Origin of the sequence: Leucobacter luti, assembly GCF_004217175.1 — a bacterium.
GTDB classification, from domain to species: Bacteria; Actinomycetota; Actinomycetes; order Actinomycetales; family Microbacteriaceae; genus Leucobacter; species Leucobacter luti.
Window position 1 is genome coordinate 60,443 of the sequence record NZ_SHKI01000007.1, and the last position, 20,425, is coordinate 80,867.

Annotated in this window: 22 protein-coding genes; 14 read left to right on the forward strand and 8 right to left on the reverse strand. The window is 68.6% G+C overall.

What is annotated here, in order from left to right; genetic code table 11:
* Positions 1 to 92: 92 nt before the first annotated feature.
* On the reverse strand, positions 93 to 1,001 hold the full coding sequence (locus EV139_RS13625) for a COX15/CtaA family protein (protein ID WP_130454952.1): 909 nt from the start codon (positions 999 to 1,001) through the stop codon (positions 93 to 95).
* A gap of 295 nt (positions 1,002 to 1,296) precedes the next feature.
* Between EV139_RS13625 and sufB the strand changes: the two genes are divergently transcribed.
* The 6 genes from sufB (at position 1,297) to EV139_RS13655 (ending at position 7,048) form a co-directional block, all read left to right on the forward strand.
* On the forward strand, positions 1,297 to 2,715 hold the full coding sequence (gene sufB, locus EV139_RS13630) for a Fe-S cluster assembly protein SufB (RefSeq protein ID WP_130454954.1): 1,419 nt from the start codon (positions 1,297 to 1,299) through the stop codon (positions 2,713 to 2,715).
* Between the two features lie 2 nt (positions 2,716 to 2,717).
* Complete coding sequence (gene sufD, locus EV139_RS13635; RefSeq protein ID WP_130454956.1) at positions 2,718 to 3,896, forward strand: Fe-S cluster assembly protein SufD; 1,179 nt, start codon at positions 2,718 to 2,720, stop codon at positions 3,894 to 3,896.
* A complete protein-coding gene (locus EV139_RS13640) occupies positions 3,896 to 4,228 on the forward strand; it encodes a non-heme iron oxygenase ferredoxin subunit (RefSeq protein WP_130454958.1) in 333 nt (110 codons plus the stop codon). The genes sufD and EV139_RS13640 overlap by 1 nt, the downstream gene beginning before the upstream one ends.
* Positions 4,225 to 4,983 (forward strand): Fe-S cluster assembly ATPase SufC, encoded by a 759-nt coding sequence (gene sufC, locus EV139_RS13645; protein ID WP_130454960.1) that lies wholly within the window; start codon positions 4,225 to 4,227, stop codon positions 4,981 to 4,983. The genes EV139_RS13640 and sufC overlap by 4 nt, the downstream gene beginning before the upstream one ends.
* A gap of 16 nt (positions 4,984 to 4,999) precedes the next feature.
* Positions 5,000 to 5,350 carry a metal-sulfur cluster assembly factor gene (locus EV139_RS13650; protein WP_237465439.1) on the forward strand — a complete coding sequence of 117 codons (351 nt, stop codon included), beginning with the start codon at positions 5,000 to 5,002 and terminating at the stop codon, positions 5,348 to 5,350.
* Positions 5,351 to 5,449: 99 nt separating this feature from the next.
* Positions 5,450 to 7,048, forward strand: coding sequence for an ABC-F family ATP-binding cassette domain-containing protein (locus tag EV139_RS13655; RefSeq protein WP_130454962.1), 1,599 nt, complete (start codon positions 5,450 to 5,452; stop codon positions 7,046 to 7,048).
* A gap of 180 nt (positions 7,049 to 7,228) precedes the next feature.
* Here EV139_RS13655 and EV139_RS13665 read toward each other — a convergent pair whose 3' ends face one another.
* From EV139_RS13665 to EV139_RS13675, 3 genes are read right to left on the reverse strand one after another with little or no spacing between them, the layout of a single operon-like run.
* On the reverse strand, positions 7,229 to 8,161 hold the full coding sequence (locus EV139_RS13665; protein WP_130454964.1) for an SURF1 family cytochrome oxidase biogenesis protein: 933 nt from the start codon (positions 8,159 to 8,161) through the stop codon (positions 7,229 to 7,231).
* Between the two features lie 7 nt (positions 8,162 to 8,168).
* Positions 8,169 to 8,414, reverse strand: coding sequence for a hypothetical protein (locus EV139_RS13670; protein WP_198677583.1), 246 nt, complete (start codon positions 8,412 to 8,414; stop codon positions 8,169 to 8,171).
* Positions 8,411 to 8,893, reverse strand: coding sequence for a DUF3099 domain-containing protein (locus tag EV139_RS13675; RefSeq protein ID WP_130454966.1), 483 nt, complete (start codon positions 8,891 to 8,893; stop codon positions 8,411 to 8,413). Before EV139_RS13675 ends, EV139_RS13670 begins: the two co-directional genes overlap by 4 nt.
* A gap of 137 nt (positions 8,894 to 9,030) precedes the next feature.
* Here EV139_RS13675 and fabG point away from each other — a divergent pair, with 137 nt between their 5' ends.
* Both fabG and EV139_RS13685 read left to right on the forward strand, forming a co-directional pair.
* Positions 9,031 to 9,741: a 3-oxoacyl-ACP reductase FabG gene (gene fabG, locus EV139_RS13680; RefSeq protein WP_130454968.1), complete on the forward strand. Its 711-nt coding sequence runs from the start codon at positions 9,031 to 9,033 to the stop codon at positions 9,739 to 9,741.
* Positions 9,742 to 9,791: 50 nt separating this feature from the next.
* The gene (locus EV139_RS13685) at positions 9,792 to 10,604 is read left to right on the forward strand and encodes an isocitrate lyase/PEP mutase family protein (protein WP_130454970.1); all 813 of its coding nucleotides are present in this window, start codon (positions 9,792 to 9,794) and stop codon (positions 10,602 to 10,604) included.
* Positions 10,605 to 10,663: 59 nt separating this feature from the next.
* Here EV139_RS13685 and serB read toward each other — a convergent pair whose 3' ends face one another.
* A complete protein-coding gene (gene serB / locus EV139_RS13690) occupies positions 10,664 to 11,305 on the reverse strand; it encodes a phosphoserine phosphatase SerB (protein WP_130454972.1) in 642 nt (213 codons plus the stop codon).
* 93 nt (positions 11,306 to 11,398) lie between these two features.
* Between serB and EV139_RS13695 the strand changes: the two genes are divergently transcribed.
* Positions 11,399 to 12,184, forward strand: a complete 786-nt coding sequence (locus EV139_RS13695; protein ID WP_130454974.1) for an ABC transporter ATP-binding protein — start codon at positions 11,399 to 11,401, stop codon at positions 12,182 to 12,184.
* Positions 12,185 to 12,297: 113 nt separating this feature from the next.
* On the forward strand, positions 12,298 to 12,546 hold the full coding sequence (locus EV139_RS13700) for a type B 50S ribosomal protein L31 (RefSeq protein ID WP_130454976.1): 249 nt from the start codon (positions 12,298 to 12,300) through the stop codon (positions 12,544 to 12,546).
* 177 nt (positions 12,547 to 12,723) lie between these two features.
* Here the strand turns inward: EV139_RS13700 and EV139_RS13705 are convergent, their stop codons facing one another.
* Positions 12,724 to 13,422: an exonuclease domain-containing protein gene (locus EV139_RS13705; RefSeq protein WP_130454978.1), complete on the reverse strand. Its 699-nt coding sequence runs from the start codon at positions 13,420 to 13,422 to the stop codon at positions 12,724 to 12,726.
* Positions 13,423 to 13,541: 119 nt separating this feature from the next.
* Here EV139_RS13705 and EV139_RS13710 point away from each other — a divergent pair, with 119 nt between their 5' ends.
* Genes EV139_RS13710 through EV139_RS13720 form a run of 3 tightly spaced genes read left to right on the forward strand, consistent with a single transcriptional unit; the run spans position 13,542 to position 16,068 of the window.
* Positions 13,542 to 14,414, forward strand: a complete 873-nt coding sequence (locus EV139_RS13710) for an alpha/beta fold hydrolase (protein ID WP_130454980.1) — start codon at positions 13,542 to 13,544, stop codon at positions 14,412 to 14,414.
* Complete coding sequence (locus tag EV139_RS13715) at positions 14,411 to 15,277, forward strand: TrmH family RNA methyltransferase (protein WP_130454982.1); 867 nt, start codon at positions 14,411 to 14,413, stop codon at positions 15,275 to 15,277. Before EV139_RS13710 ends, EV139_RS13715 begins: the two co-directional genes overlap by 4 nt.
* The gene (locus EV139_RS13720) at positions 15,274 to 16,068 is read left to right on the forward strand and encodes a phosphatase PAP2 family protein (protein WP_130454984.1); all 795 of its coding nucleotides are present in this window, start codon (positions 15,274 to 15,276) and stop codon (positions 16,066 to 16,068) included. Before EV139_RS13715 ends, EV139_RS13720 begins: the two co-directional genes overlap by 4 nt.
* A 173-nt stretch (positions 16,069 to 16,241) precedes the next feature.
* Here EV139_RS13720 and EV139_RS13725 read toward each other — a convergent pair whose 3' ends face one another.
* Positions 16,242 to 17,756, reverse strand: coding sequence for a SulP family inorganic anion transporter (locus EV139_RS13725; RefSeq protein ID WP_130454986.1), 1,515 nt, complete (start codon positions 17,754 to 17,756; stop codon positions 16,242 to 16,244).
* Positions 17,757 to 17,956: 200 nt separating this feature from the next.
* Here EV139_RS13725 and arsB point away from each other — a divergent pair, with 200 nt between their 5' ends.
* Positions 17,957 to 19,057 carry an ACR3 family arsenite efflux transporter gene (gene arsB / locus EV139_RS13730; RefSeq protein ID WP_130454988.1) on the forward strand — a complete coding sequence of 367 codons (1,101 nt, stop codon included), beginning with the start codon at positions 17,957 to 17,959 and terminating at the stop codon, positions 19,055 to 19,057.
* A 43-nt stretch (positions 19,058 to 19,100) separates the two neighbouring features.
* Here arsB and EV139_RS13735 read toward each other — a convergent pair whose 3' ends face one another.
* Complete coding sequence (locus tag EV139_RS13735) at positions 19,101 to 20,381, reverse strand: NAD(P)-binding domain-containing protein (RefSeq protein WP_130454990.1); 1,281 nt, start codon at positions 20,379 to 20,381, stop codon at positions 19,101 to 19,103.
* Positions 20,382 to 20,425: the final 44 nt, after the last annotated feature.

Below are 20,425 nucleotides of genomic sequence, written 5' to 3' on the forward strand. Positions count from 1 at the left end.
CGGCCGGGAGCCAGGGCGGCCGTGCGGCAGCCCGCCGAGCCGGGGGGGGGGGGGGCAGCGCGGGAGCGGCGGACAGCCGCCCGCCCCGCACCCTACGCGGAGAGCTTCGCGGGCCGCTGCCTGGTCTCGACGAGCGCGAGGAACAGCCCGGCCGCCAGCAGGCTCGCGAGCACCATGTGGATGCCGACGAGGAGCGGGGGCAGCGCCAGGCGCGCCTGCGCGATTCCGACCAGGATCTGGAACAGCATCACCACGATCGACCAGCCGGCCCAGCGCGCCACCCGGTAGGCGCGCTCGCTGCGCGCGAGGAACGCCGCGACCGCGGTGAACAGCAGCGTCGCGTAAGCGGCCACGGCGTGCACGGTCTGGAGCGCCTCTGAGTCGAGGTTGTTGCGCGCGGCCCCGCCATCACCGGCGTGCGGGCCAGATCCGGTGGTGAGGATCCCGAGCACCACCGTGATGAGCCCGAAGATCGCCGCGATCCACACGGTCTGGAGCAGCGGCACCGACACGGCGAGGCGACGCGGGCCGGGGCCGGAGTAGACGCGCAGCACGAGCAGCGCGGCGAGCATGACCAGCGCGGCGCTCGCGAGGTAGTGGATCCCCACGACGTAGGGGTTCAGCCCAGTGAGGACCGTGATGCCGCCGATGATCGCCTGGATGAAGACGCTGAGGGCCGGGATGATCGTGAGCCACAGCAGGTCGCGGCGCTGCTTGCGGAACCGCCACACGGCGATCACCGCGAGGATCGCGACGATCTCGAGGAGGAAGAACAGTGTGCGGTTGCCGAACTCGATGTACGAGTGGATCCCCATCGCCGGGTTGTGCACGAACGATTCACTCGTGCACTTGGGCCAGGTGTCACAGCCGAGCCCGGAGCCCGTGAGGCGGACCGCGCCGCCGGTGCCGATGATGAGCACCTGGGTCGCAAACACCCACCAGGCGAGCGCCCGCACACGGGACGTCACCCGGTCGGGCATCCACGAAGCCCAGCGGCTCACTCGGGGCGATTCTGACGTGGTCGCGCTAGACAACGGGACTCCTCTCGGGTGCTTCCTGAGCGTTCAAGTTGCGCTGCGCGCGCCCCTCCCGTTATTCAACGGGAACCTGTAGAATGGGAAGCTGTGGTTGCGTACGGCGAACCCGGATCTGGTGAGAGCACCGGACCGGTTCCGTCCAAAGCCCAGACTACTGCACCGCTGCAGGGAACCTGATGCGCGCGTTCAGTGTGCCACGGGCCGGACCCTCCGGCATCGTGACGGGTTGCCCGGCGAGACGAAGATTGAGGGAGGGATCATGCCTGAGGTACTGATCGACCGGCCCGAGCTTGAGGGCTTGGGCCAGTATGAATTCGGATGGCACGACAGCGACAAGGCCGGCTCGGAGGCGAAACGCGGCCTGAGCGAGCAGGTCGTGCGCGAGATCTCCGCACTGAAAAACGAGCCCGAATGGATGCTCGAGCGACGCCTCAAGGCGCTGCAGATCTTTGGCCGGAAGCCGATGCCCGGCTGGGGAGCCGACCTGTCGGACATCGATTTCGACAACATCAAGTACTTTGTGCGCTCCACCGAGAAGCAGGCCACCACGTGGGAAGAGCTTCCGGAGGAGATCAAGGAGACCTACGAGCGGCTCGGGATCCCCGAGGCCGAGCGTCAGCGCCTCGTCGCGGGCGTCGCCGCTCAGTACGAGTCGGAGGTCGTCTACCACCAGATCCGCGAGGATCTGGAGGAGCAGGGCGTGCTCTTCCTCGACACCGACACCGCACTGCGCGAGCACCCTGAGATCTTCCAGGAGTACTTCGGCACCGTGATCCCGTCCGGCGACAACAAGTTCGCCGCGCTGAACACGGCGGTGTGGTCGGGCGGTTCGTTCGTCTACGTGCCGAAGGGCGTGCACGTCGAGATCCCGCTCCAGGCCTACTTCCGCATCAACACCGAGAACATGGGCCAGTTCGAGCGCACGCTGATCATCGCCGATGAGGACAGCTACGTCCACTACATTGAGGGCTGCACCGCGCCGATCTACAAGTCCGACTCGCTGCACTCCGCGGTCGTCGAGATCATCGTGAAGAAGAACGCCCGCGTTCGCTACACGACGATCCAGAACTGGTCGAACAACGTCTACAACCTCGTCACGAAGCGCGCGATCGCTGAAGAGGGCGCCACCATGGAGTGGGTCGATGGCAACATCGGCTCGAAGGTCACTATGAAGTACCCGTCGATCTACCTGACGGGCGAGCACGCAAAGGGCGAGACGCTCTCCGTGGCGTTCGCTGGCCCCGGCCAGCACCAGGACACGGGTGCGAAGATGATCCACCTCGCGCCGCACACGAAGTCGTCGATCCTCGCGAAGTCAATCGCCCGCGGCGGCGGCCGCAGCGGCTACCGCGGCGAGGTCCGCGTCGAGGCGAACGCGCACCACGCGGCAAACTCGGTGGTGTGCGACGCGCTGCTCGTCGACACGATCTCGCGCTCGGATACCTACCCGGCGATCGACATCCGCACGGACGATGCGACCCTCGCGCACGAGGCGACCGTAACCCGTGTGAGCGAAGAGCAGCTGTTTTACCTCATGAGCCGCGGCCTGTCGGAGGAGGAGTCGATGGCGATGATCGTTCGCGGCTTCATCGAGCCGATCGCCCGGGAACTCCCCATGGAGTACGCGCTCGAACTGAACAAGCTCATCGAAATGAGCATGGAAGGATCCGTCGGTTAACGATGACAACGCTTCAGACTGAACAGCATGGCGCGAAGGCGCACACCGACGGCGATTGGGCGAACCGGGCACCGGTGCAGACCCGCTCCGACCGGCTGAAGTCCGCCGAGATCGCAGATTTCCCCGCGGTCACCGGCCGCGAGGTGAACTGGAAGTACACCCCGGTCGCGGAGATCGCGTCGCTGATTGACGGCACGCTCGAGGCGGCAACCTCCGCGCTTGAGATCTCGGAGGCCGCTGGCGTCCAGGTCGACTCGGTGCAGATGGATTCCGAGCTCGTGGGCCGCGGCGGCCTGCCCGAGGACCGGGCAGCCGCCAACGCCTGGGGCCAGGTGGGCACCGCGCAGCGGATCACGCTCACGAGCGCCGAGCGCCAGACCGTGATCGTGAAGCGCAGCGCGCTCACCACGAACCCCACGGCGGCGCACACGATCATCGAGGCGGCACCGCAGTCGGACACCGTGGTGATCCTCGAGAACACGGGCACCGCGAACCTCACCGAGACGGTGGAGATCATCGTCGGCGAGGGCGCGAACCTCAAGGTCGTGTCGGTCCAGGAATGGAACGACGACGCGATCCACGTGGCGAGCCACAACGCGGTCGTCGCCCGCGACGGCAACCTGCAGCACATCGTTGTCTCGCTCGGCGGCAAGATCGTGCGCGTCAACCCGTCGATCCACCTCGATGGCCAGGGCGCCAACGGCGAGGCATACGGCGCGTACTTCGCAGACGCCGGCCAGCACCTTGAGCACCAGGTCTACATCGACCACAACGCTCCCAACACTCGCAGCCGCGTCGCCTACAAGGGCGCACTGCAGGGCGAGGGCGCGCACGCGGTGTGGATCGGCGACGTGCTGATCCGCCGCGTCGCCGCCGGCACGGACAGTTACGAGGAGAACCGCAACCTCACGCTCACCGAGGGCACGCGCGCCGACTCGATCCCCAACCTGGAGATCGAGACCGGCGACATCGCCGGCGCAGGGCACGCGTCCACGACCGGTCGCTTCGACGAAGAGCACATCTTCTACCTCCAGAGCCGCGGCATCTCCGAGGACGAGGCCCGCAAGCTGGTGGTGCGCGGCTTCCTGTTCGACGTGATCCAGCGCATTGGCAACGAGCAGATCGAGGAGCGCCTCCAGGCCGCGATTGACGCCGAGCTGCAGCAGAGCGTGCTTGCATAATGTCCCGAATGAAGGCGCTCGATTTGAGCGATCTGGTGCAGGATCAGGCAGTGCGCGTCGTCCTCGACGACGTCCCCATGGCCGTGGTGCTCGACAGCGAGGGCAAGGTCCACGCGATCGGCGACACCTGCACGCACGGTGAAATTAGCCTCTCCGAGGGCTTCGTCGAGGGCGACACGCTCGAGTGCTGGGCCCACGGCTCCGCGTTCTCGCTGTGCACCGGCAAGCCGCTCAACCTCCCGGCCTACGAGCCGGTACCCGTTTACGTCGTCGAAATTGAAGACGGCGTCGTATACATTGACCCCCACGTTACGAAAGAGATTGCCGTATGACTTCTGTGCTTGAAATCAAGGACCTGCACGTCAGCGTTGAGACCGAGCAGGGCCCCAAGCCCATCCTCAAGGGTGTCGACCTGACCATCCGCAAGGGTGAGACGCACGCGATCATGGGCCCCAACGGCTCGGGCAAGTCGACGCTCGCGTACGCGGTCGCCGGCCACCCCCGCTACGAGATCACGAGCGGCCAGATCCTGCTCGACGGCGAGGACATCACCGAGCTCGGCCCGGACGAGCGCGCGCAGGCGGGCATGTTCCTCGCCATGCAGTACCCGGTCGAGATCCCCGGCGTCACGAACGCGAACTTCCTCCGCACCGCCAAGACCGCAATCGACGGCGAGGCGCCCGCAATCCGCACCTGGATGAAGGACGTCAAGGAGGCGATGTCTAACCTCCGCATGGACGAGTCGTTCGCCTCGCGCAACGTCAACGAGGGTTTCTCGGGCGGCGAGAAGAAGCGCAACGAGATCCTGCAGCTCGAGCTGCTCCAGCCTAAGTTCGCCGTACTCGACGAGACGGACTCCGGGCTCGACGTTGACGCGCTGAAGATCGTGTCGGAGGGCGTGAACCGCGCAAAGGAGAACACCGGGCTCGGCGTTCTCCTGATCACGCACTACACGCGCATCCTCCGCTACATCAAGCCCGACTTCGTGCACGTCTTCGTTGACGGCCGCGTGGCCGAAGAGGGCGGCCCGGAGCTCGCGAACCGCCTTGAGGAAGAGGGCTACGACCGTTTCCTCACGACGGCGTAAGGCGTAGGCTGAGCACATGAGCGAGGAAACAGTCACTATTCCGCAGTCGATAGACCCGGAGTTTCGCGAGCAGGCCCTCGACGCACTCAAGAACGTCTCGGATCCTGAGCTGGGCGTCAACATTGTTGACCTCGGCCTGATCTACGATCTTGCGTTCGACGAGGAGCACGACGCGCTCGTGATCAGCATGACGCTCACCAGCGCCGGCTGCCCCCTCACCGACGTCATCGAGAACGACATCGCCGAGGCGCTCGACGGCCTCGTCACGGCCTTCCGCATCAACTGGGTGTGGATGCCGCCGTGGACGCCTGAGCGTATTACCGACGATGGTCGCGATATGATGAGGGCTTTGGGCTTTTCCATCTAGGAATCGCAACAACGGAGTTCGGCCCGGGGCGGGGTTTCCTGTCCCGGGCCGAACCGCGTGCGGGGCACCCGCACCAGCAGACACACAGAAGAAGGACCAATGATTACCGTCGAGGATCTCGCGATCGATGTTGGCGCCCGCCGACTCATGTCTGGGGTCACGTTCCGCGTGAACCCCGGCGACAAGATCGGGCTCGTCGGACGCAACGGCGCGGGAAAGACCACGCTCACGCGCACGCTCTCGGGGGAGCTGCAGCCCGCCGAGGGGAAGATCACGATCTCCGGTGAACTCGGCTTCCTGCCGCAGGACCCGCGCACCGGCGACCCGGAGCAGCTCGCCCGGCACCGCATCCTCGACGCCCGCGGGCTTGGCACGATCACGCTGAACCTCGCAAAGGCGTCCGAGGAGATGGCGTCTGACGATCCGGTCGTCGCCGAGAAAGCAATGAAGCGCTTCGGCAACCTGACGGATCGGTTCCAGGCGCTGGGCGGCTACGCCGCCGAGTCCGAGGCCGCGTCGATTTCAAACAACCTCGGGCTGCCGGATCGGATTCTCGACCAGCCGCTCGGCACGCTCTCGGGCGGCCAGCGACGGCGTATTGAGCTCGCCCGGATCCTGTTCTCCGACGCGGACACCATGATCCTCGACGAGCCCACCAACCACCTCGACGCCGACTCGATCGTCTGGCTGCGTGAGTTCCTGAAGACGTACAAGGGCGGCGTGATCGTGATCAGTCACGACATCGACCTCGTGGGGGAGACCGTCAACCGCGTCTTCTACCTCGACGCGAACCGCCAGGTCATCGACACCTACAACATGGGGTGGAAGCTGTACCTGCGGCAGCGCGCCGCCGACGAGGAGCGCCGCCGCAAGGAACGCGCGAACGTCGAGAAGAAGGCGTCGGCGCTGCAGCTGCAGGCCGCGAAGTTCGGCGCGAAGGCGTCGAAGGCCGCGTCCGCGCACCAGATGGTGGCGCGCGCCGAACGCATGCTCTCCGGCCTGGACGACGTGCGCCAGGTGGAGCGGGTGGCGAAGCTGCGCTTCCCCGATCCTGCACCGTGCGGCAAGACCCCGCTCATGGCGCAGGGGCTCTCGAAGTCGTACGGTTCGCTCGAGATCTTCGCCGGCGTCGATCTCGCGATCGACCGCGGGGCAAAGGTGGTCATCCTCGGCCTCAACGGTGCGGGAAAGACCACGCTGCTGCGGCTGCTCGCGCAGGTGGATGAGCCGGACACCGGCGAGATCGTCGCCGGGCACGGACTCAAGGTGGGCTACTACGCGCAGGAGCACGAGACGCTCGACGTGAAGGCGAGCGTGCTCCAGAACATGGTGTCGGTCTCGCAGCACCTCACGGAGACGGAGGCGCGCCGCGTGCTCGGCTCCTTCCTGTTCACCGGCGACGACGTGCTCAAGCCCGCCGGGGTGCTCTCCGGCGGCGAGAAGACCCGCCTCGCCCTCGCGATGCTCGTCGTGTCGAGCGCCAACGTGCTGCTCCTCGACGAGCCCACGAACAACCTCGACCCCGCGAGCCGCGAAGAGATCCTCGACGCGCTCGCGCACTTCACCGGCGCCGTGGTGCTCGTGTCGCACGATCAGGGCGCCGTCGAGGCGCTCAACCCCGAGCGGGTGCTGATCATGCCCGAGGCCACCGAGGACCACTGGAACAAGGACTACCTGGAGCTCATCGAGCTCGCCTAGCGGCCGCCACGGCCGCCCCGGCCCCGGCCCCGGCCCCGGCCGCCGCGGCCGCCGCGGCCCGCGCGCAGCGCAGATCCGACCCTGAAGCCCGTTTCCGCCCCGTTGCGCGGCGGCGCTTCGGGTCGGATCTGCCGGATCGGGTCGGATCTGTGCGGATACGCGACGCACCCGCGCGCAGCGCTACGCGTCGAGCAGTGCGTCTTCGACGTCGGCGTCCGTGGGGCCGCGCTTCGTGCGACGTTCGGCCGCCCGGCGATCCTGATCCTGCACGATCTGGCTGCCGGCGTTCAGGCTGCGATACTCCCGGCGCGCGGCAATGGCGACGCCGATCGCCGCGATGATGATGAACACGTACCACTGCAGCGCGTACGAGAGGTGCGGCCCCTCGTCCCGCTCGGGCTCGGCCGGCAGCACGCCGTGCTCCGCGCTCGGCGACTCAGAGACGAGCATCCCGTACGCCCCCGTGTAGACCTCGCCGGTGGTTCCAGTGAGCTCCGCGAGCTCGGGGACCTCGATACTCGGGACGGTGATGCCGGAGCTGGTGCGGCCGGCGATCTCGGGTTCGGACGCGCGCAGGCGCGCCTCGACGCGAACGGTGCCCGTGGGCGACTGCGGAAGATCCGCGATCCCCACCTCGCCGCTGTCGGCAGAGCCGCCGTCGACGGGCACCCAGCCGCGGTCGATGAAGAACACGTTGCCGTCCTCGGTGCGCAGCGCCTGGATCAGGTCTGAGCCGACGCCGTCGGGCCCTGGCCGGTTGCGCGCGAGGACCGGATCGCCGATGTACTCGCCGCTCACCCAGACCGTGCGCCACTTCTGGTCGTCCTCGCTGAACGAGTCGAGCGTGGGCAGCTCCTCCGCGAGCGGCGCGGCCTCGGAGCCGTAGTTCGCGTCGAGCCGGTCGATCTCGGCCCGCGCTTCGGCGCGCCGATCGAACTGCCAGTTTCCGAGGAAGACGCAGGCGATCGAAAAAATGAGCAGCATCACGAAGTAGCCGAACCAGCGGCTTGAGCGCAGGAAGCTCCAGCCCGGTTGGGGCACGGGCGCGCTCTGCGGCTCAGATCGCTGCGCCTCGGATCGCTGCGCCTGGGTGGGGTCCTGCGTGTTCTGCATTCGTCTCTCACTCATCGAGGTCGCTGACGGGCCGCACCTCGAGCGGGAAGTCGCGTGCCGCGAGGAACTCGCGGAGCGTCTCGAGGTGGGGCTCGCACGCCAGCCAGGTTTTGCGTCGGTCTGCGGTGTGGATCTTCGGGTTGCGCCAGAGGATCGCCCAGTCGGCTGCGTCACGGCAGCCGGCGCGGGAGCACGAGAATCGGTGCTGGGGTGCCTGCCCGAGGGTGATGCTCGGGATCCCGATCTCGGTCACGCCTCACGCTCCTCTGGTGCGGTGTGGCTCGCGGAGTTGGTCGCGGGGGAGTGCGGCTCGGGGGCACGCGCGGCCTCGGCGCCGGAGTGCGCGTCGTCCGCGCCGCCCGCGCCGCCCGCCGCTGCAGAGGACCCAGTGGCCCCCGCGGAACGGCGTGCCGGCTCAACGTCCACCACGATCAGCTCGGACGCGGGATCTTGCGCCTCGGGGGCCGTCTCCGGCGCCGTGAGCTGCTGCGGCTCGGGCGCGTCAGGCGCCTCGCCCGGGTTGTGGGCCACGGCGTTGCCGACCATGACCGCGAACCAGGGCAGGATCACGGCGCCCGCGGCGACGAGCAGGATCCACCAGCCACGCACCCAGAACAGCGAGACAACGCACAGCACACGCAGGATCATCGCAATGAAATACATGCGCATGCGGTGCGCTCGATCCTCGGCGGGGCTCACCCCCGCCGACGTCACACTGTAGCTCTTGGCCATGCGCTCCTTCTCAGTACGGTGTAAGCCTACTTCGTCTGCCTGGGGCGCGGCTCATTTCGGCCGAGCCGCGAGCCATTCCCGAGGCTGCGGGCCTCTCCCGTAGGGTGGGACGCACTGTCAATTTTGGAAGGACCACCATGAGCACCTCGCGCACCGTACTCGTCACCGGCGGCAACCGCGGCATCGGCTACGCCATCGCCGAGCGGATGATTGCCGACGGCCACCGCGTCGCCGTGACCTCCCGCTCGGGCGAGGGCCCCGCCGGCTCGCTGACCGTGCGCGCCGAGATGACCGACTCCGCGTCGATCGACGCGGCGTTCACCGAGGTGGAAGCACAGCTCGGCCCGGTCGAGGTCGTTGTGGCAAACGCCGGCATCACCAAGGACACGCTGCTGCTGCGGATGACCGAGGAGGAGTTCACGAGCGTCATCGACACGAACCTCACCGGCACCTTCCGTGTGGTGAAGCGCGCGGCGAAGGGGCTCCTCAAGGGGCGCTTCGGTCGCGTGATCCTGATCTCGAGCGTTGTAGGACTGTACGGCTCACCGGGCCAGATCAACTACTCGTCCTCGAAGGCGGCGCTCGTCGGCTTCGCGCGCTCCCTCACACGTGAGCTCGGCTCCCGCGGGATTACCGCGAACGTGATCGCCCCGGGCTTCATCGAGACCGATATGACCGCTGAGCTGCCCGAGGCGCAGCAGCAGCAGTATCTCTCGACGATCCCGGCGTCGCGTTTCGGCCAGGTTGCCGAGATCGCCGGCGCGGCCTCGTTCCTCGCCGGAGACGACGCCGCCTACATCTCGGGCGCGGTCATTCCCGTCGACGGCGGCCTGGGTATGGGCCACTAATTCAGCATTTACCCCTGTGACACCGCCGCGGGCGGGCGTAGCCTGGGCCTATGAGCACTCACGAGCGCCCCAGGACCCCCACCCGCGTCGCCGTTGATGCGCAGGCGCTGGGTGATTTGTACTCAGCGCCTGCAATTCTGCGCGTGGTCAACGTGTGGGACGCCGCGAGCGCCCGCGTCGTGGCCGAGCTGCCGGGCACCACCGCGATCGCAACCGCCGGTCACGGCATTGCGGCGAGCCACGGGTACCCCGACGGCGAGCAGATCCCGCTCGCCCTCATGCTCGACTCAATCGATCGGATTTCGCGCGCGGCGGAGCACCTGCCCATCACCGCCGATCTCGACGGCGGCTACGGCGACGTGGGCGAGACCGTGCGGCGGGCGATCGGCGTGGGCGCGTCCGGCGCCAACATCGAGGATCGCATGCGTCCGTTCGCAGAGTCGGTGACGCTGATGCACCACGCGGTCGCCGCCGGGGCGGATGAGGGCGTCGCGTTCGCGCTCAATGCGCGCACCGACGCCCTCATCGCCGATTCATCGGTGCCCCGCGCCGATGCGCTCTCCGAGGCCGTGCGCCGCGGTCGGGCGTACATCGAGGCGGGCGCGACGTGCGTGTTCGTGCCGGGGGTACTCACCGCCGATGAGACCCGCACGCTCGTCTCCGGAATCGGCGACCGCCTGGTGAGCGTGATCGGCCTGCCGGGAGCGCTGACTGCCGCCGAGTACGAGGCGCTCGGCGTCGCCCGCATCTCGTACGGCCCGATGCCGCAAAACGTTGCTCTCACCGCGCTGAAGCGCCTGGGGGCGTCCCTCTACGGCGACGGCGTGATCCCGGGCGACACCGAGCAGCTCAACAACTTCTAGCTGCGCGCCCCGCACCGTCCGGGAGTGCCGCCCGCCGCGCGCGCGGTTGAAAGCCCCGCCTACGCCGTGAGGCGGTCGAGCAGCGGGATCGCCGCGGCGAGGTCGTCTTCGATGGACACGTCGGCCCGCTCGCGCACCACGGGCTTGCCGTTGAACGAGACGCCGATCGCGGCGACCGCCATCATCTCGAGATCGTTTGCACCGTCACCGATCGCGATCGTGGCGCTGAGGGGGATTCCCTCCTGCGCGGCCCACTCGCGCAGCGCGTCGGCCTTCGCCGCGGCGTCCACCACGGGGCCGATCGTGCGGCCGGTGAGCTCTCCGTCAGCGAGTTCGAGACGGTTTGCGCGCCAGAAGTCGAGGCCGAGGTCGGCCGCGATCGGATCGAGCACCTCGTGGAACCCACCAGAAACAACGCCGACCTTGCCACCGCGCGCGTGCACGGCCGCAATGAGCTCGCGGATACCGGGGGTCAGGCGCACGCGCTCGTACGCGGTCGCGAACGCAGACTCCGGGGTGCCGGCGAGGGTTGCTACGCGCGCCCCCAAACTCTCGGAGAAGTCCAGGTCACCGCGCATCGCGCGCTCGGTCACGGCGGCGACCTCGGCGCGGGTGCCGGCGACATCGGCGAGGAGTTCGATCACCTCGTCCTGAATGGTCGTGGAATCACAATCGAGCACAACGAGGGGCGTGACGGTCATGCGCACCAGTCTAGGCACTCGCTCGACCGCAGTCGCGCGGCCGCGTGGCGCGCCGCGGTCACCCGAGACGCGGGCAGTCGTTAGGCTGGACGCATGGTCAATGTGCTGCGCCTCAACGATGTGTCCTACGTGCGCGACCGCCGTCCGATCCTTGACGGGATCACCTGGTCGGTCGACGACTCCGAACGGTGGGTGATCCTCGGGCCAAACGGCGCTGGCAAGTCGACGCTGCTGAAGCTCGCAACCTCCGCCGACCACCCCACGAGCGGCACCGTCGAGGTGCTGGGGGAGCGGCTCGGCAAGATCGACGTCTTCGAGCTGCGGAACCGGATCGGCTTCGTGTCATCGGCCACCGGTCGCCGCATTCCGCCGACGGAGCCGGTGCGCGACATCGTGCTCACCGCCGCGTACTCGGTTGAGGGCCGCTGGAACGAGGAATACGAGGACATCGATGTGCGCCAGGCCGAGCGCATCCTGGAGGAGTGGGATCTTGGCGGCTACGCCGACCGCACCTTTGGCACGCTCAGCGACGGCGAACGCAAGCGCGCCCTGATCGCCCGCGCGGTGATGACCGACCCCGAAATGCTGTTGCTCGACGAGCCGAGCGCGAGCCTCGACCTGGGTGCCCGCGAGCGGCTGCTCCAGATGCTCTCCGGCTTCGCCGCATCGCCCGCCTCACCGGCGATGGTGATGGTGACCCACCACGTCGAGGAGGTGCCGCCCGGGTTCACGCACGTGCTCATGATCCGCGACGGCGCAATTCAGGCGGCCGGCCCCATCCGCGACACGCTGACCGCCGCAAACCTCGAAGCAACGTTCGGCATGCCGTTCGAGCTGACGGAGACCGGCGGTCGATACGCCGCCGTGGCGCGCCCCTAACGTTCAATCAGCGGATCTCCGCCCTCGTCTGCTAAAGTAGACCCTTGGCGCGGTAGTTCCGCAAGGCTTCGATGCGCTTGACGCATCATCATCACGCGAAAATAAGGACACTCATGAAGACCGACATCCACCCCGAGTACAACGCAATCGTGTTCCGCGACCTGGCGTCGGGGGAGACGTTCCTCACTCGCTCCACGCTGACCAGCGAGAAGACGATCGAGCTTGAGGGCGTCACCTACACCGTTCTCGACGTTGAGATCTCCAGCGCTTCGCACCCGTTCTACACGGGCAAGCAGCGCATCATGGACTCGGCCGGTCGCGTCGAGAAGTTCAACCAGCGCTTCAAGGGCTTCGGCGCCTAAGCACTTCGGTTTCACGAACGGGCGGTGCGGATCTTCGGATCTGCACCGCCCGTTCTGCGTTTCTGGCCCGCGCCGCCGGGCTCCGCGGGCCCGGGCTCCGTTCCGCTGAGGCCCGGACCCGTGGGCGGAGCCGCCGCACCGCGCCCGGGCGGCGTGCCCGGGCACGATACTCGGCTGCTAGCGCAGGGGCCAGCGCCCGTCCGCGATAAACGACGGATCGCGCACCCGGCGCATGTACTCCTGGAAGCTCTCCGCCTGCTGTGCGGCCCAGCCCACCTGCGAGCGATGCAGATCCTCGAGCTCGCCCGGGATCACGTCCGCGTACTTGCGCGCGATCGCCTGGAGCACGCGGCCGGCCGCGATCGCGTCGTCTCCGGCGTCGTGCGCGTTGCCGATCTCGACACCGTGGTGCGCGGACACCGCCTCGAGCGTGCGCTTCCCCTTGCGGTAGCGATCGAACTGCTTGTCGAGGATCAGCGGATCGATGATGGGGGAGAGCTCGGCCGGGAGAGCGACCGTGTGGCGCCGCGCCTCCGCCGCGAGCAGCGACAGGTCGTACGGCGCGTTGTAGGCCACCACCGGGTAGCCGCGCTCGATCATCTCGAGCAGCTGGGTCACGATCTGCTGCACCCCCACTGCGGCATCGATTCCGCTCGCGCGGGCGATCTCGGTCGTGATCCCGTGCACGCGCACCGCGGGTTCGGGGATCTCGACGCCGGGGTCGAGGAGCCAGTCGTAGCGCTCGACGACCTCGCCGGCGGGGCCGAGTAGCGCGATCGTCGCGCTCACGATCCGCGCTTCGGAGGTGTCGATCCCGGTGGTCTCGGTGTCGAACACGGCGAGGTTTGCGGCCCAGAGGGGGAGTTGAGCGGTCACGGCGCTCCTTTCGTTTCCCTCGATGCTACCGATCTTGCGCGGCTCGCGCGGCCTGCGCGGCTCGCGCGGCAAGCGAGTGGCTCCGGCGCTTTGCCAGGCCCCGCCGGTAGAATTGCGTCGTGAATACCGGCACCGCCCCCTCCTCCGTCCCCACGCTCGGCACAGACACCCGCGCGTGGCTGTACGGCGCCCCCGAGGGGCCCACGCTGATCCTGGTGCACGGCTTCCGTGGCGACCACCACGGGCTCGAAGGGATCGCGCAGGCGCTCGTCGCTGCGGCGCCCGAGCTCCGCGTCGTGGTTCCCGATCTGCCGGGCTTTGGTGAGAGCCCCGCGATCCCGGGGCGCACCCATGACATCGCGCTCTACGGGGAGTGGCTGCGCGCGTTCGCCGGCGAGGTAGCTCCCGGCGGGTTCGCGGTGCTGGGCCACTCATTCGGGTCGCTGGTCGTGGCGTCCGCACTGGCCGGGGGGCTCGCGCCCCGGCGCACGGTTCTGATCAACCCGATCTCGGCCCCGGCGCTTGAGGGGCCGCAGGCCGTCATGACGCAACTCGCGATCGCGTACTATCGCGCCGCGGACCTGCTTCCGGAGCGCGCCGCGCGCGGCCTGCTCGGCAACCGGCTCATTGTCAGGGTGATGAGCGAGGTCATGGCAAAGACACGCGACCCGGAGCTGCGCGCGTGGATCCACGGGCAGCACGCCAGCTACTTCAGCACGTTCTCCGACCCGACCACGCTGCTTGAGGCGTTCCGCGCTTCCGTGTCGCACACCGTGACCGAGTATGCCGACGCGTTCACCATGCCGACGCTGCTCATCGCGGGGGACCGGGACGACATCACCCCGCTGGCCAAGCAGCTTGAGCTGCAGCGTCGCATCTCCGGCGCTGAGCTTCGGATTCTGCCGGGCACCGGCCACCTCGTGCACTACGAGGCGGTGGCCGAGGCCGTCGGTGAGATCGCCGGCTTCCTCCGCCGGGAGGTGACCGCATGAGGCTCGTGCACATCGAGGACATCGCGGCACCCGAGCTGTCAGATTTCACGCAGCTCACGGACGTCGCACTGCGCCGCGTCCGCGAGCCCGCCGAGGGGCTCTATCTTGCGGAGTCGCCGAAGGTCATCGAGCGCGCGCTGCGCGCCGGGCATCGGCCGCGGTCGCTGCTCATGGTGGCCGAGTGGCTTCCCCGCATCGAGCCGTTGCTCGCCGAGTACCCCGAGGTGCCCGTGTATATCGGCCTCCCCGAGCAGCTGGAGCAGCTCACGGGGTTCAACATGCACCGCGGCGCCATCGCCTCGATGCACCGGCCAGCGCCGCTCGACCCCGAGGCGCTGCTGCGGCAGTCCCGCCGGGTGGTGGTGCTCGAGGACCTCGCCGATCACACCAACGTGGGCGCGGTGTTCCGCTCGGCCGCCGCGCTCGGCGCCGACGCCGTGCTGCTGACCCCCGGCTGCGCCGACCCGCTGTATCGACGGGCGGTGCGCGTGAGCATGGGCGCGGTGCTCCAGGTACCGTGGGCGCGGCTTCCCGACTGGCGCGAGGCCGGCCCGCTGTTCCGTGACACGGGGTACGAGCTCACCGCGTTCGCGCTGCGCGACGATGCGGAGGACCTCGCCGACTTCGTTGAGGAGCTTCCCGAGCGCCTCGCGCTCATGTTCGGCACGGAGGGTCCGGGGCTCAGCCGCCGCGCGCTCGCCTCGGCCGCCCGCACCGTACTCATCCCGATGGAGCACAGTGTCGATTCCCTGAACGTCGCCACCGCGGCCGCCCTCGCCATGTGGGCGGTGCGCACGAGCGACCGCCGAGTTGACCGCTCCGCGCAGCTTCCCGTCGGGGCCGGGACGGTGGTCGCCGGGTGACCGGGATCGCCACCGGCGGCCGCCGCCGCGCGCTCTGGATCACCGTCTTCTGGCTCGCGATCGGAATCGTCTCGTTCGTGCTCGGCGTGCAGAACGAGATCGGCCAGCGGGCCGAGGACATCGCGCTCAACGCCGCGGAGTTCACCACGAATCCGCCGCCGCCGCTCAACCTCGTGTCGCCGGCGTCGATCGCGGTCGCCCTGCTCGTGCTCGGGATCACTGCGCTCTTCGCGCACGGCGTGCAGCGCGCGATCCTGGTCGTACTGCTCCCGGCCGCCGCGATCGCGACCTCGCAGCTGCTCAAGCTGCACCTCTTGACGCGCCCGGAGCTGTTCGAGCTCGACGCCCCGAACACGTTCCCGAGCGGGCACATGACGGTCTTCACCGCGCTCACCGCCGCGCTGATCTGGGCGGTTCCCGCCGGGATCCGCGCTCTCGTCGCCGTTGCCGGCACCGTCCTGCTCGGGGTGGTGAGCTGGCAGCTCCTCGCGTACGGCTGGCACCGGCCGAGCGATGTCTTCGGTGCGCTCGCGCTCGGTGTGGTGGCGTTCGCACTCGCCGGCCTTGCCCGACCCGCGCGCGTTCGGGGCGCGGTGGTGCTGGGCTCCACGATCTCGATCGGGCTCGCCCTCGTCGGCTGGATCGTAGTGTTCGGCGCACTCATCCTCGCCGGCGTCGCGGCGCTGCGCGGCAACGCCGATCTGATGCTCACCGCGGCCGAGTTCGGGGGAGTGGGCGCGAGCGCCCTGGCGAGCCGCGCGCTGCTTCTGCTGAGCGCCGGGCGCGACTAGGGGTGCAGCTTGGCGCGACTGGGCACGGCTCGGCGCCAGCACCGCGACTGAGCGGATGCGCAAGCCGACAGGTGCCTGAGCCGGCGGATCAGGAAGCCGGAGTGTTCGCGAGCCGAAGTGTTCGCGGTCCGCTCGCCCCTCACCGACAGCCTGCGCCGCAGTGACCGGCCGGGTTAGCTCAGCCCGCCGGTGAGACGCGCGTGCAGCGCGGCGGTCTGCGGGTTCATGCCGAGCAGCTCGACGTGCTTCCCGTGCTGCGCGTACTTCTGCACGATTGCGTCGAGCTCCGCGACGGTCGACGCATCCCAGATGTGCGACTGGCTCAGGTCGAGCACCACGCGTTCCGGATCGGCCGCGAACTCGAAGTTCGCCGCGAGATCGGACACCGAGGCAAAGAACAGCTCGCCCTGCACCGTGTAGCGCGCGTGGGATTCGCCGCCGCGCTCGATGATTCGTCGCTCCACGGATCCGAGCCGAGAGACGCGGCGCACGAACAGCAGCGACGCCGCGCAGACCCCAACAACCACGCCGATCGCGAGGTTGTGCGTCGCCACCACCGCGGCCACGGTGACCACCATCACTGCCGACTCGCTCCAGGGCAGTCGGCGCAGCGTGCTCGGCCGGATCGAGTGCCAGTCGAACGTGCTCACGCAGACCATGATCATGACGGCCACGAGCGCGGCCATCGGGATCACCGAGACGAGATCGCCCAGCGTGAGCACGAGCAGCAGGAGGAAGGCGCCGGCGAGGAAGGTGGAGATGCGGGTGCGCGCGCCCGAGACTTTCACGTTCACCATGGTCTGCCCGATCATGGCGCAGCCGCCCATCCCGCCACAGAGGCCGGACATGATGTTGGCAACGCCCTGGCCCCAGCTCTCGCGCCGCTTGTTTGAGCGCGTGTCGGTGATGTCGTCCACAAGCTTTGCGGTCATCAGGGATTCAAGCAGGCCCACGAGCGCCATCGCGACCGCGTACGGCGCGATGATTGAGAGCGTCTCCCAGGTCAGCGGGACATTTGGCACGAACAGTTCGGGGAGACTCTGGGGGAGTTCGCCCTGGTCACCCACGGTCGGCACGTTGATCGCGAACACCATCACGATCGCGGTCACCACGGCGATCGACACCAGGGGAGCGGGCACCACTCGCGTGATTCGGGGCATGAAGACCAGGATCAGCAGACCGAGCGCCAGGAGCGGGTAGACGAGCCACGGCACGCCGAGCAGGTGCGGGAGCTGTGCCACGAACACCAGGATCGCGAGCGCGTTGACGAAGCCGACCATCACACTGCGCGGAATGTAGCGGGTGAGCTGTGCGACCCCGAGCAGCGCGAACACGATCTGCAGCACCCCGGCGAGGAGCACGGTGGCGACGAAATAGTCCATCCCGTGCTCGCGCGCCACGGGCGCGATCACGAGCGCGACGGCCCCCGTGGCTGCAGAGATCATCGCCGGCCGGCCGCCCACGCAAGCGATCGTGACGGCCATCACGAACGAGGAAAACAGCCCGACCTTTGGGTCAACACCGGCGATGATCGAGAACGAGATCGCCTCGGGGATCAACGCGAGCGCCACGACGAGGCCGGCGAGCACCTCGCGCGTCAGGATCCTGGGCGTCCGCAGCGCGGTGCGCACGCTGTGGTCCGGGGCGCGGTGCGGCGCGGAGACGGGTGCGGGCGGGGCGGCTGCCATGTGTGTCCTCCGGGCTCGGTGAGCGATGCACCACGGATGCCGGGCACGCCGGTCAACACTACCGAACCCGCAGGACCGCGGGCACCGAGCGGGCGGGCGGGCTGCGCGGCCGCAGCTCAGACGTTCTCGCCGCGGCACCCCGAATCAATACCGCGCACGGCCGACTTGCGCAACGTATCGAAGTCCATCAATATAGGGGGATGTCGACACGACCACCAACGCCCACACACCCCGGGCGCCCCGCGCGGCTCTCCACGCTCGACAGGTGGCTGCCGCTGTGGATTGGGCTTGCGATGGGAGTCGGCATCGTGCTCGGCCGGTTCGTGCCGGCGCTCTCCGGGGCGCTGGCTCGCCTGGAGGTGGGCGGCATCTCGGTGCCGATCGGGCTCGGGCTCCTGGTCATGATGTATCCGGTGCTCGCGAAAGTGCGGTACGACAGGATCGCCGCGGTCGCGGGTGACACACGCCTGCTCGTCTCGTCGCTGGCACTGAACTGGATCGCGGGGCCCGCGGTGATGTTTGCGCTTGCCTGGGGCTTTCTGCCCGACCTCCCGGAGTACCGCACCGGATTGATCATCGTGGGGCTCGCGCGGTGCATCGCCATGGTCGTGATTTGGAACGACCTGGCGTGCGGCGACCGTGAGGCGACCGCCGTGCTGGTGACCATCAACTCCGCGTTTCAGCTCGTGGCGTTCTCCCTGCTCGGGTGGTTCTACCTCACGGTCCTGCCCGGCTGGCTGGGCCTCGACTCACAGGGACTTGACGTCTCCGTGTGGGAGATCGCGCTCAACGTCCTCGTGTTCCTCGGGGTTCCACTGCTCGCCGGCTTCGCTTCCCGCTGGGTCGGGGAACGGCGCCGCGGCAGGGACTGGTACGAGGAGCAGTTTCTCCCCGCGATCGGACCGTGGGCGCTGTATGGCCTCCTCTTCACCATTGTGCTGCTCTTCGCGCTGCAGGGTGACGCGATCCTCGCGCACCCCTGGGATGTCGGCCGCATTGCGCTTCCACTGCTCGCGTACTTCGCGATCATGTGGTTCGCCGGAATCGCGCTCGGCAAGACGCTCGGGCTCGGCTACGCGAAGTCCACGTCCCTCGCGTTCACCGCGGCAGGGAACAATTTCGAGCTCGCGATCGCCGTAGCGATCGGCACCTTCGGCGCTACGAGCGGGCAGGCGCTTGCCGGCGTGGTCGGCCCCCTCATTGAGGTGCCCGTGCTCGTCGGCCTCGTGTACGTGTCACTGTGGGCGGCCCGCGCTTGGTTCAACACCGATCCGGTTGCAGTCGACACGAAGTCCCCATAGTCCCGCGGCGCTCGGCGCCCGCACCGGGCGCGCCCGCGCAGCTCTACACGCGCCCGGGGGAGCGGGGACGGCCCGCGTCGCCCGGAGCGTCAAACAGGCCGGATCCACCGCACACACCAGTGTCAGGCAGCACGAGCTCGACGCGCTCAGCGCCCGCCCGGTCTCCGGCGATCTCCGCCACGACGCTCCGAACCTGCTCGAACCCCGTCACCGCCAAGAAGGTGGGGGCTCGACCGTATGACTTGGCGCCCACGACATAGAACCCCGGGTCCGGATGCGCAAGGTCGGCAGCGCCTGTCGCGCGGATCGATCCGCAGGAGTGCGCATTCGGATCCACCTCGCTCGCCACCCGGCTTGGCGCCTGCAACCGCGGATCGAGTCCGAGCCGCACCTCGGACAGGAACCCCAGGTCTGGACGAAATCCGGTCAGCACGAAGACGCGAGAGGCTGGCTCCAGCGCCCGGCCGTCCCCGGCGTGCAACACCACATCCGAACCCTCGGTGGCACACCGCTCGGTGCGGAACCCCGTCACGAGCGACACCCTGCCGTCCGCAACGAGCTGCTTCGCGCGCTGCCCCAACGCCCCACGCTCGGGGAGCTCGTCCCCGCTTCCGCCCCCGAGGGCGTTCCCAACAGTCCCGCGGCGCACCACCCAGGTCACTCGTGTCGCGGGGTCCCGCTGCACGACTCGACCGAGGAGCGTAATGGCCGTAGCGGCGGAGTGCCCGTTTCCGACCACCACAACGTGCTGACCCGCAAGGGCGTTCACTTCGTCACTATCGGGAATCCGGTGCACCACGAGGCCGTGCGCTCGCGCTCGCGCCTCGCCGATCGCGGGGATGCCCTCGGCACCGGCGGGATTCGGTGTGAGCCAGGTGCCTGACGCATCGATCACCGCACGCGCCAGCACGCGATGCTCCTCACTCTGCTCGGTGACGGCGTGCACCACAAACGGCTGCGTTGGCCGCCCCTCGTCAACAGTCAGATCTCGCCCCAGCCGCGCGACCCCGGTGACCCGCGCGCCGTACATAATCCGCTCTCGAAGCAGCGCTGCGAGTGGGGCCAGATACTGCTCAATCCACTGCCGCCCCGTGGGAAAGCCGGTCGCTGGGGGAACCCACCCCGATGCCGAGAGCAACCGGGCCGCCGCTGGATCAACGAGCTCGGACCAGGGGGAGAAGAGGCGAACATGACCCCACTCGGCGACCGAGGACCCCGGCCCGGGTCCCTGCTCACACACCAGCGGCTCCAGGCCACGCTCCAGCAGGTGGGCCGCTGCCGCAAGCCCCTGCGGGCCTGCCCCGATCACAACAACAGTGCGCATCACACACTCCTCAAATCGAAATTTGTCAATATGAAGAGTCTTGC